General features: G+C 41.9%; 6 protein-coding genes. 2 read left to right on the top strand and 4 right to left on the bottom strand.

Annotated features, from left to right (window positions below; all coding sequences use genetic code 11):
* Positions 1–7: 7 nt before the first annotated feature.
* Genes FN809_RS03165 through FN809_RS03155 form a run of 3 tightly spaced genes read right to left on the bottom strand, consistent with a single transcriptional unit; the run spans position 8 to position 2,183 of the window.
* Positions 8–736, bottom strand: a complete 729-nt coding sequence (locus tag FN809_RS03165) for a phosphatidate cytidylyltransferase (protein ID WP_142532006.1) — start codon at positions 734–736, stop codon at positions 8–10.
* A 13-nt stretch (positions 737–749) separates the two neighbouring features.
* On the bottom strand, positions 750–1,544 hold the full coding sequence (locus FN809_RS03160; protein ID WP_142532005.1) for a sulfite exporter TauE/SafE family protein: 795 nt from the start codon (positions 1,542–1,544) through the stop codon (positions 750–752).
* Between the two features lie 12 nt (positions 1,545–1,556).
* Positions 1,557–2,183: a DUF6134 family protein gene (locus tag FN809_RS03155; RefSeq protein WP_142532004.1), complete on the bottom strand. Its 627-nt coding sequence runs from the start codon at positions 2,181–2,183 to the stop codon at positions 1,557–1,559.
* A 288-nt stretch (positions 2,184–2,471) separates the two neighbouring features.
* Between FN809_RS03155 and FN809_RS03150 the strand changes: the two genes are divergently transcribed.
* Complete coding sequence (locus FN809_RS03150) at positions 2,472–3,959, top strand: potassium/proton antiporter (protein WP_142532003.1); 1,488 nt, start codon at positions 2,472–2,474, stop codon at positions 3,957–3,959.
* A gap of 20 nt (positions 3,960–3,979) precedes the next feature.
* On the opposite strand, the gene FN809_RS03145 is transcribed toward FN809_RS03150, so the two are convergent.
* Positions 3,980–8,113, bottom strand: coding sequence for a hybrid sensor histidine kinase/response regulator transcription factor (locus FN809_RS03145; RefSeq protein ID WP_142532002.1), 4,134 nt, complete (start codon positions 8,111–8,113; stop codon positions 3,980–3,982).
* Between the two features lie 920 nt (positions 8,114–9,033).
* On the opposite strand from FN809_RS03145, the gene FN809_RS03140 reads away from it, so the two are divergent.
* Positions 9,034–12,204 carry a glycoside hydrolase family 2 TIM barrel-domain containing protein gene (locus FN809_RS03140; RefSeq protein ID WP_185957415.1) on the top strand — a complete coding sequence of 1,057 codons (3,171 nt, stop codon included), beginning with the start codon at positions 9,034–9,036 and terminating at the stop codon, positions 12,202–12,204.
* Positions 12,205–12,251 lie beyond the last annotated feature (47 nt).

Genomic DNA, 12,251 nt, shown 5'->3' with positions numbered 1-12,251 from the left:
GTCTGTTTTAAAAGTTAAGTATGTAAATTCCCAATGCTACCCATGCGCCGCCAGCAATCAAACTGTCGAAACGATCTAAAAAGCCACCGTGCCCCGGAATGATTTGGTTATAATCCTTCACTTTAAACTTCCGCTTGTAAACAGAAGCTAATAAGTCGCCGGCCTGTGCAAAAACAATTATACCGAGTGCAAGGCTCATGGTGTTGAAAACAGAGGCCTGGTATAAATCGTTCAACAATAATGAACTAGCTATGGCTACCATGCCTCCTCCTACCGTTCCGCCCAATGTTTTGGCCGGGCTAATGGAAGGGAATAGCTTGGTTTTGCCCCAAAGTTGGCCCGTAATCTGGCTAAAGCTATCGAAAATTGAAAGCACCAAAAACGAGAACAGTATGATTTCTTTCGGCAATCCGCTGAAAACAAAGAAGCCTAAAGATAGGATAATGTAAACGATATTTGAAACTAAATAAAATAACAGTTTCTGATACCTGTTTTTATAAAATAAGCTAAAAAGTTCGATAAACCCCGCTGTAATTATGATCAGGCTTAAATATTTAAAATAAACGGGGTTTACTACAATGCTAAAAAATAAGATATGGATGATAACAAAGTAAGAAACGAACTTGGTGTAACTTTTTTTGGCAACCTGTTTTTCTTTGTTACGGTTTATAAAATAAAAGCCTATCCCGCCTAAAACAAAATAGCCTATGATTATACCGTATATTAATTTTATCATTCTTATGTAATTTTTACTTTATTATCATTAATAAGCCAATCAAAATCAGCACTACGGCATACAGGTAACGGGCTTTGTTTTCCTTATTATCTAATTGGGCTTTTGACACTATTTTGGGGCCCATGATGGATCCAATGACGGATCCGACTGTTAAAAATCCAATCAGGGTTAAATCTATTTGCCCCACTAAAGCATGGGCAGTAATGGCCGACATGGCATTTACCGTTACAACCATTAAGGAGGTACCCACCACCATTTTTAAAGGAATTTGCATCGATAACAAACCTGCCAAAACGGGGCCGGTGCCACTGGTGCCAAAGGCTCCCGAGATTGTACCGCCACCCAGCCCAAAAAATGCTGCTTTACTTTTTCTAATGTACTGTCTGAAATTCCATTTAATATTTTCTATTTTTATTATATTATTTTTGAGTGTACCATAAATAACACTTATTGCCAAAATAATTGCGTAAAAACCAAAATAATCCTTAAGCTGCTCCGGATTAATTTGGCTGGTAATATAAGCACCTAAAAAGGTGCCTAAAACACCAAAAAATGCAAATATCCATCCTACCTTAAAATCTATATTCCCCTTTTTATGGTGACCTAACATACCTACCATACCAATGGGCAGAGCGGCAACAAGCGAAGTGAGAACGGCAGTTTGCGGCGGCACATTAAAAATCAGCGTTAATACAGGCAAAAAGAAGAAGCCTCCGCCTCCTCCTAACACGGTGCCAAACAAACCAACTATTAAGCCAATTAAAGGCAATAATAAGTACAGAGGTTCTACCGGGGAGTGAAATATCATATACGGCTCGCTTTATTGAATGAAATCTAAACGGATATCCGCTATGGAGAATTTAATTTTGGCCTGTGCCAATATACCATTTTTATAAGTATACTCGTGTGTTACCTGTCCTTTGTCGTTTAATAATACGTAGGTGTGGTCATCGGTAGATTTGATTCTTCTTTTTTCTCCACTTTTTTCTTTATAAAGATAGCTTGAATGGATGGGTTCGTTAAAATAAAGCAAGCTGCCGGTATAGGTAATATCATCGTTTATTAAAGTCGAATCGCCGTCTTTAATAAGTAAATAATCATCTTTTTGAGCTATGAGCCAGGTGTCGGAATAGGTTTCGCCATTTTTTTTTGTTTGTAAATGCGATTGCCTCAACCGTCCGTTTTGATGTGTGGTTTCCTGAATGTATTTTACCTGATAGGTTAGCAATAACTTTACTTTAATATCCGTAATTCCTTCTATGCTTATGATGCCATTGTTGCTTTTTTGTTTAACGGTAAACTGCCCCAGGTTCATGCCAAGGGCACTTATGTTATATTTAATCGATTTTTCCGTAATGTTTTCGGATTTATTGGATGCTTTAACTGCTACCAGCGTATTAAAAAGTAGCGCTAATACAAGTGATAAAAATATTTTAGTTTTATTCATTTGTAGCTTTTATTCTTTTGCATAATGGATAACTCTTCCGGACACACAAATATAAGCTTGTGTTTAAGTATCACCAAAAAATGCTGGTTCAACTGTAAAAATCAATGTTTGAAAGGCGCTTTTTATCATGTGTAAAGGAGGTGTTTTTTTAATAGGGTTGAGGTTACGTATAGGAGAGAGGGTATGTAAACGTAAATATTAATGGTGTATTGCCTCTAATTAATGACGCTTGTTCGTTTATAAAAAGCGCTTAAAACCGTATCTTGTGCGACAAAATTAAATTAAAGTATGATTTTAACCGTTGAAAATATATTTTTAGTTGGCTCTTTATTATTACTGGCAAGTATAGTGGCAAGTAATGCTTCATACAAATTTGGTGTACCCACCTTGTTACTATTCCTTACCATCGGCATGTTGGCCGGCTCCGATGGCATTGTAGGTATCGATTTTGATAATCCCAAAGCCGCTCAATTTATCGGTATCGTATCACTCAACTTTATCTTGTTCTCGGGAGGTTTGGATACCAATTGGAAGGAGGTTAAACCTATTTTCCGCCAGGGCGCTGTGTTGGCTACCGCGGGCGTTTTTCTTACAGCTGTTTCGTTGGGAACCTTTGTGTACCTCATCACCGATTTTACAATTTTCGAGAGTATGTTGCTCGGATCCATTGTTTCATCAACTGATGCGGCGGCCGTATTTTCTATCCTGCGCTCAAAGAGTCTGGCACTAAAATCTAAACTTCGTCCAACGCTCGAGCTGGAGAGTGGAAGTAACGACCCCATGGCCTATGTGCTTACCATCGCTTTTTTGTCATTGGTGGTAAATCAGGATCAAAACGTGTGGTCGATTGTAATTCTCTTTTTTCAACAAATGATTATTGGAGCGCTGCTGGGGTTTGGTTTTGGCTGGTTAAGTAAAAAAATAATTAATAATATAAACCTGGATTTTGAGGGGCTTTACCCGGTATTAGTCATCGCCCTTATGTTTATAACATTTGGCGCTACCGATTTTGTTGGTGGTAATGGATTTTTGGCCATCTATATCTGTGCTCTGTACTTGGGTAACCAAAACCTGATGCATAAAAAAACAATATTAAAAATGTATGATGGTTTGGCATGGCTCATGCAAATTGTGCTGTTTCTTACCCTGGGTCTACTTGTTTATCCCTCGCACGTATTTCCTTTAATGGGTATCGGATTGCTTATCTCCTTGTTTCTGATTATTGTAGCTCGTCCTGTAGGTGTTTTTTTGAGTTTGGTATTTTTTAAGATGAAATTACGGCGACGGCTTTACATCTCCTGGATCGGTTTAAGAGGCGCGGTTCCCATCGTGTTTGCCACGTATCCGCTGCTGGCCGGTATCGAAAAGGCCAGTATGATATTTAATATCGTATTTTTTATTTCGGTAACTTCGGTTTTAATACAAGGTACTACCCTGCCAATAGTGGCCAAATGGCTTAGTGTAGCTTTACCCGCCAAAGCAAAACCGGTTACGGATATTGACAAGCTCATGAGCAATATGCCAAAGACGGCCATGAAGGAAATTCGGATTATGCCGGATTGTAAGGCCGTGGATAAAAAGATTGTAGAGCTCGATTTTCCCGAAAATGCTATTATAGCTATGGTGAAGCGGGATGATAAGTTTATAACACCCAATGGCTCCACACTCATCAAAGCCAACGATATTTGGGTTGTTCTTTCGGATAGCCAGCAAGGAATTGATAGGGTTAATGTTTGTTTGGAGGAAAAGCCAGCTAACACGAAAAAGAAAAAATAATGGAGTAGGAAATAACATCATCAGTGGTCTTCCACCTTGTACTTCGAGGGGGTTACCCCAAACTGCTTGTGGAAGCATTTCCTAAAATAAGCAACATCGTTAAAACCTATCTTTTCCGAAACTTCGTTAATCGCATACTGACCCGAAGCCAGCAATTGGGCGGCTCGTTTAAGCCGGATAGAACGCATGAAAACAGAGATGTTATCACCGGTAAAGGTTTTTATTCTTCGGTATAAAGTGGGCTGGCTCATGTTAAGGTTTTCGGCCAGCATGGCAGCGTTAAATTGAGGATTGTTCAAATTATCTTCTACCAGTTGGATTGCTGTGCGAATAAACATTTCATCCTTGTTGTCGATAACAATATTACTTGGTGCCAATGTTATCTTATGCCCGTAATAGCTTTTTATTTGTTCTCGTGTGCTAATCAGGTTTTCTATCTTAATTTTTAAAATATCGGGAGAAAAGGGTTTGTTAATGTATTCATCGGCGCCTGTTTCCAAACCGGCCAGTATGTCTTTTTCGTTGCTTTTTGCTGTGAGCAAAATAACCGGTATGTGACAATACGACTCATGGGTTTTAATGGCCTCGCAAAGCTGTATGCCGTCCATTATGGGCATCATAACGTCAGATAAAACCAGAACGGGCGATACTTTCTTCATTATTTTTAAAGCCTCCTCACCATTGCCGGCCTGATGAATCGTAAAGCGCTCGCTTAAAAGCGATGTTAAATATGAGCGTAGCTGATCATGGTCTTCTACAATTAAGATAGGGGCTAAGTTATTGTTGGTTATAATAGGTTTAGGAATGTCGGGAGTGGAGCTTTGTACAAAGTCAAGGTTGGAATGGGCAGTTAATAGTGTTTCTTCCTCTTTGATTTTTTCACCGTTTTCTGTATCGCTCATGGCCTGTTGTTGTTTCATCATGGGTAAGGCAACCGTAAATTTGGCGCCTGCACCCGGTTTGCTCTCCACGGTAATAGTACCCTTGTGCATCAGTACAAATTCGCGCACCAGCGAAAGACCTATGCCTGTGCCGGGTTGTACCGATTTTTTGGTTTGATAAAAACGATTGAAAACTTGTTCCTGCTCGGCTTTGTCCATCCCCGGCCCACTATCTTTAATGCTTATTAAACAATGTGTTTTGGTGCTGTTGATTTCTGTTATAATATTTTGCCCCTTCTGTGAGTATTTAAGTGCATTTGAAAGGAGATTAGAAAGTATGGAATGTAACTTTTCCTTGTCGAATTGGAGCAGAATATCTGAACCTTGCTTATGTACTTTCAGGCTAACACCTTTGGAGTGGGCGTATGGAGCAAATGATTTAATAAGTTTTTTAACAAAAGGTATAACATTTTCGGTTACGGGGTTAAAAGGCATACTTCCTGTTTCGGTTTTCCTAAAATCAAGTAATTGCGTAATCAGGGCATAAAGTTGATTGGCATTTTCCTGAACGGTTTTTAGTTTATCGGCAATAGGCAACGATAAATCTTCCTGAGCCAGTACTTCTTTCAAGGGTGCTATAATCAAAGTGAGTGGTGTTCGAAGCTCGTGCGAAACATTGGTAAAAAAGCGTGTTTTCATTTCGGCCAATTCATGCTCTTTTTCCCGTTCAATATTGGCAATACTGAGTTTGTATTCCAACTTCCTACCCTCGGCCTTTAACTTTTGCTCACGGTAAATTTGGCGCATCCGCAAACGTATTATAGTGAAGAATAGTGCGGCTATGATAAACAAAATAAGCAAACGACCCCACAATGTAGCATGCCAGGGCGGATGAACAATAATGCGAAGGGTGGTAGGATTTTCCTCCCATACTTCGTCGCTGTTAGCGGCGCGTACTTCAAAAATATATTCTCCCGCTGGCAGATTGTTGTACGAAACAGAACGTTGACTTCCATTTACTTGTGTCCAGTTGTTGCTGTAGTTTACCAGGCGATATTGGTATTTATTGCTCCGTTGGTTTAGATAGGATAAGCCAACATAATCAATGGCCAGGCTGTTTGTAGGATGATATAGGTGAATGGAGGAGGTGAATGGGGCAGCATGAGTTAAAAGTGTTTTACCGCCTACCTTTTCACCGGGCTGTAAACGGCGGTTTTTTATGCTGATACCGGTAATACGGGTGGGTGGCGCAAAGTTATGCTTTTGGATACTGTCCGGATGAAAGTAGAGCAGGCCCTTGTTGTTGCCCCACATCAAATAACCGTTTTTGAATTTGTGTACTGCCCTAATGTTATTGGCCAAATAGTAATTCTCAAACTTTAGGCTCCCGGTATTAAGCTTTGAAATGCCCGAATTGGTCCCTATCCATAAATGTTGCTCATCGTAAGGGAGTATGCAGGTAACAAAATTATGGGCCAGACCGTTTTGTCGGGTCAAATAGCGGATTGCACCTTGCTCAGGATCGTAATAGCCCAATCCCCCTCTGTATCCAATCCATATTTTACCATCCGGCATCTCGCTCAAGGCCCAAACCTCCTTATTGCTCAAAACCAATGGCGAGGCTTGTTGATCGTTAAATGCTTTAAATTTAAAAATGCTGTCCTGCTGATAGCTAAGTTTGTTTAATCCGTCATCTGTACCCAGCCATATATTTCCTTTTTTATCCTCCAAAATAGCCCGTATGTTATTTCCCGATAATTGCCCTCCTACCTGATCCCCTGAAAGTGACAGGTAAAATATGTTTCTATCATGTTGATAAAGTATTAGTCCGTTATCGGTACCCAGCCAAAAACGTTTTTTCGAGTCGATATGCATTGTGTTTATCCGGCCGTTCCAGTCCGGGTAATTCTGCGGCACAATTTTTATCTCGTCCATGTGGTCTTTTGCTGGATCGTAGTGAAGTAGTGAGGATTGAAGGGTGCCAAACAAAATGTTACCTTGTTCGTCAGATACCGACGATAGCACAATGTCCGTGGGGATTTGTCGCTTTATATTCTTTTGTCCGGTAGAAAACTGTTCCAATTCCATTTCCATATAAGGAGTAAAAGGGGTATTGGTCTTCTTAATTCCTCCATGATAAATAGCTATGTACAGCTTATGGTCCATGTCTTCTACAAAATCCTTTACCTCATACAAACTATTAAACTTAACCCGTTTGTAAAATTTCTTTTTTAAATTAATTTTTACGACCCCACCACCATGGGTGCCCACCCATAGTACCCCTGATGGGTCGTAGAGCAAGGATATCATGCGATTTTCGAGCTTGTCGGAAAAATCGGGATGATCCCAGTTGTAATGTTCATATACATCTGTTCCATTCATCCGTTTCATGCGATCCAGCCCGTCCCATGTAGCGGCCCAGTAATCGCCATGGCTATCTTTCACCACACCATAAACATCGTTATGGCTCAGGTAGGAACCGCCCTGGTTGTTATGCGAAAAAGAATCCTCTTCCCCTGTTTCAGGATTCAATAGGTATATGCCATGGCCTATGGTAGATAAAATAACGCCGTTGGCACTAAAAGTAATGTCGGTAACGATAGAGATAGGAGCTTCCGGGTTAGTTTTGCTAAGGATAAACACCTTGCTTTTATGGGAAGCATGATTATAGCGTATTACTTTGTTGGTGTTGGTACCAATCCAATATATTCCGTCACTCTGTTTCACTATGCAGGTGGCTGCCATATCCGCATTCACAAAGCTACTTTGGTCTTTCCAATTAAATACAACATGGTTGGCATCCAGGCGCTTGTTGGTAAAATTGAGCTGTGCCAATCCCCAAGGGGTGGTCAGCAGTAGCCCCTCATCCAAATTGCCCGCGATGCCGGTAATAGGAAACTCAGCTTCGGTAACTTGATCTTCTAGGACCGGCTTATAGTGTAATAAAAAGGATTCGTCAAGCGGATTGAATACATGCAAACCTTCGTTGCTTCCAATCCAAATATAACCTTTACTGCACTGGTATAGTGCATTTACCCTAAGGGATCCGCCCGGAGGATAAAACTGCTTTACATCAAAACCATCGTAGCGGTTGAGCCCGTCCGGGGTACCAAACCAAATAAAACCCTGGTTGTCCTTTAATATGCAGTTCACCTCATTATTGCTCAGTCCATCCTGCATGGTAATATATTGGGCACTGATTTCATAGTCCATACCATGAGCTTGGTAAAAAACATGTCCGAGAATCAGAAAAAAGAGCATTCGTTTTAGCATCTGATATTTTTAGATTATTAAACTGAACTATCCATTAATTTTCAGATATTATGAAAAATTCAAGGATTGTTCTGCCTTCGCGGGATGAACCCCCTTTTAAAAGGAGGTAGAAATAATACGTGAAACAACGTTCCGCGAAACCAATTATTTGGGCTAAAATACAAAATTTAGGAATAAAGAAGCACTTTCTTTCGCACAGGCCTGTCTGCAACAGGCAGGCTTTGAATACCAATGAAATTAATATCCATTACCCACTTTAAACTATATAGAGCAAAAATAAACGATAACTTCCATGTTTGCTGGGTTTTAAACCACTTAACTCCGGAGGAGTAATCCGTGCATAATCCCCAGTGGAGCCCACAAAACTGGGGGTAAAAAGCAATATGTACCTCACTCTGGAGGAGTTGCCGCAGAAGGAACAGACACTCAACTCAACTATTTATGTGATATCATCACATTTTTATCACCCTTAGTTTATAGGATTTGTGATGCGCCGCAACCGATTCTGAAAACCCGTGTTTGCATCATCTTTAAAAAATTATTATGATATGTAGTGGCTGTTTGCAGTATTCCCATATCTTAAATATTAACCCCAACGGGATTAATCTAAATTCCATTCCCCACTTTAAATTAATGCTTGCCTACTTACTTATGCGAATCATGTAAATAGCTTATTACTAAGGCTATGTGTGTTTGTGTGATTGTTTTGTCCTGCTTTTCTAAATGATATGCCCACGGAGCCCTGTGAACAATAATTAACGGTTTTTAGATGAAAACACCCCTGATGCAGATGGTTTGGATTGGATAAGTTTGTATTTAATTGTTATCAAATATTAAGCGTGCAATATTCATTCAGTAATAACTCAAATAATAGTATGGTAATCAAGGGAAAATTTTTAGGAAAACTTTTAGCGGGCGGTATGCTGCTTTTTGTAAGCCACTTGTTTGCACAAAGCAACAATTGGGAACATCCGCATTGGGAAAACCAATATGTGATTCAGGAAAATAAAATGCCGGCCAGAGCGACTTCTTTTTCCTATCGTGAAGTTGATGCTGCCGTTGAGATGGACAGAGATCAAGCAGAAGTGAAATTTTTAAACGGCGATTGGAAATTTAACTTTACACCTGACAGCAAAAATCGCAGTATCGATTTTGTAAGAACGGAATTTGATGCTTCGGGATGGGACGATATAAAGGTTCCTTCGTGCTGGGAGATGCAAGGGTATGGAACGCCTATATATACTAATGATGTATATCCCTTTACCCCCAACGCACCTTTTATCGACCGCACTAACCCCGTAGGTTCCTATATAAAAGAGTTTACCCTACCGGCCGATTGGACTGACCAACAGGTAATCATCCATTTTGGTGGGGTGTCGTCGGCTTTTTATTGCTGGCTTAACGGCGAGTATGTGGGTTATAGCCAGGGGAGCCGATTGCCCAGCGAATTTGACCTGAGCAAACATTTAAAGCAAGGCAACAACAAACTGGCCGTGCAGGTGATACGATGGTCCGATGGCAGCTACTTAGAAGACCAGGACCATTGGCGCATGAGCGGTATCCACCGCGAAGTGTTTTTGATGGCTCAGCCCAAGGTGCACATCAACGACTTTTTTGTACGCACGCCTTTAACAGATAATTACACCAAAGCATTGCTACAGGTCCGTCCGGAGATAGTTGCCCGGGGCGTATCATACGACGGATGGCATTTGGAGGTGGAACTGTTGGATGCCGCAAACAATAGCGTATTGGAAAAAGCCATGCGGGCCCCCGTAAAAAATATCATCAATGAATGGTATCCGCCCCGCGACAACGTTTATTTTGCTTTGATGGAAGCTGAGGTAAACAATCCGCGTTTATGGAGTGCCGAGGATCCCTACCTATATAAAACCGTTTTTAAATTATTGAACGATAAAGATGAACTGGTAGAAGTGCGCAGTACCAAAATTGGTTTTAAAGAATATGCGCATACCTCCGAAGGTGTTTTTACCGTTAACGGAGAACCCGTAAAATTGATAGGTGTAAACCGTCACGACCACAGCGACACCGGCGGCAAGACCGTGACGCGCGAAGAAATGAAAAAAGATATTGAGCTGATGAAGCAGTTTAATATCAATGCGCTGCGTGCTGCCCATTACCCCAATGATCCCTACGTTTACGAGCTGTGTGACGAGTATGGTTTGTACGTGATGGACGAGGCCAACATTGAAACACACGGTATTGGCGGTAAGCTGTCCAACGATATTACCTGGAATCCCGCTTTTATGGACAGGGTGATACGCATGGTGGAGCGCAGCAAGAACCACGCCTCCATCTTTTCCTGGTCCTTGGGCAACGAATCGGGCTGTGGCCCCAACCACGCATCGGCAGCAGGCTGGATAAAAGACTATGACCCCACGCGCCTCGTACATTACGAAGGAGCACAGGGACAACCCATGCACCCCGATTACATCCCGACAAACTCACCTAAGTGGGGCACTAATTATTACAGGACTATGGCCAACCCCACCGATCCGCTCTACGTGGATATGATCAGCCGCATGTACCCTTCTCTGGAGCAGTTGACTACCCTTTTAAACAACGATTATATCAAAAGACCTGTTGTGATGTGCGAATACGCACATGCCATGGGCAACTCCCTGGGTAACCTAAAGGAGTATTGGGACATTGTTTATGACCATCCTAAAGCGGCCGGCGGTTTTATCTGGGACTGGATAGATCAGGGCATCCGTGCCGAGGACGAAGATGGCACCGTGTTCTGGAAATATGGCGGCGACTTTGGCGACGTGCCCAACCTGGGTAATTTCTGCATCAACGGCATCATTAATTCCGACAGGTCGGTAAAACCACAATTGGAAGAGTGTAAATATGTATTTCAGCCCATAGTGTTTACAGGGGTGGATCTGCAGAAAGGTATCGTTGAGGTAAAAAGCCGAATGAACTTTGTTTCTACGGGCGATTATTATTTTAGATGGTCGGTGGCCGAAGAAGGCAAAGAATTGCGCAACGGACGTTTGGACGATCTAATTATCGCGCCCGGCGAATCGCAAACGATTACCCTTCCGCTCAATAAAGTGAAAATTAAAGAAGGAAAAGAATATTGGCTGCGCATCAGTATGCACCATAAGCAGGCCACACTGTATTCCGAGGCCGGATTTGAAGTGGCCAAGCAGCAATTTTTATTGCACGGCGCAAAAGAAAAGGCAGCCGTTGATTTTTCCGGAGCCAAAGGGTTGAGCTATACAGAAAACGAAACAACGGTTCAAGTTAAAGGAAAGAACTTTGAGATGAGCTGGGACAAATCCACAGGGCAAATGATGGATTATACCTATCAGGGAACCACCTATATCGAAAAAGGACCAATGGCCAATTTCTGGCGTTCGCAAACCGATAATGATACTCGGGGTTGGAAATCGCATACGGCAGCTGCATTCTGGAAAGATTTTGCCAAGCTAAGCCCGGAGGTTCAATTGGAGGTGGATCAATCCAACCCATCGTACTTAAACCTTAAGGTAACACAAAGCTATACCGAGGATTTGCAAATTAACACCATCTACAAAATAGATAACAAGGCACAGGTGCAAGTTACCTTTGATGTAGCGATGAGCGAAGATATGTCTATGCCACTGCGCATAGGTTCGCAAATGGAGGTGAACGACGATTTGCAAAATATGAAATTTTACGGCAAGGGACCCTGGGAAAATTATATCGACCGCGCCTTTGCTGCCGAAGTGGATGTATACAGCGGTAAGGTGGACGACTTCGTATTTCATTACGTAAGGCCCCAGGAAAGCAGCAACCGCACCGGGGTTCGCTGGTTGCAACTCACTGCCAATAATGGCAAGGGGATTCTGATAAAAGGTATGCAGCCTTTGAGCACCTCCGTATGGCCATGGACCATGCAAAACCTGACAGATGCCAGGCATATCAACGCGCTTGAAAAAGCCCCGTATCTCACCGTTAACATCGACCTGATACAGGTGGGCGTGGGCGGCGCCGATACATGGAGCAACAAGTCAAAGCCCATTGAGCAATACCGCATCAAGCCCGGCAATCACTCCTACTCGTACAGTATTCGTCCGGTAAAGTAAAGAAGAACGGAGGAATGGTTCGGTATAGGCAAGCTGCCAATCAGAAC

Source organism: Saccharicrinis carchari, from assembly GCF_900182605.1.
Taxonomy (GTDB): Bacteria; Bacteroidota; Bacteroidia; order Bacteroidales; family Marinilabiliaceae; genus Saccharicrinis; species Saccharicrinis carchari.
Note: the sequence above shows the minus strand (reverse complement) of the source record. Positions and strands in the feature narration are given on the sequence as shown.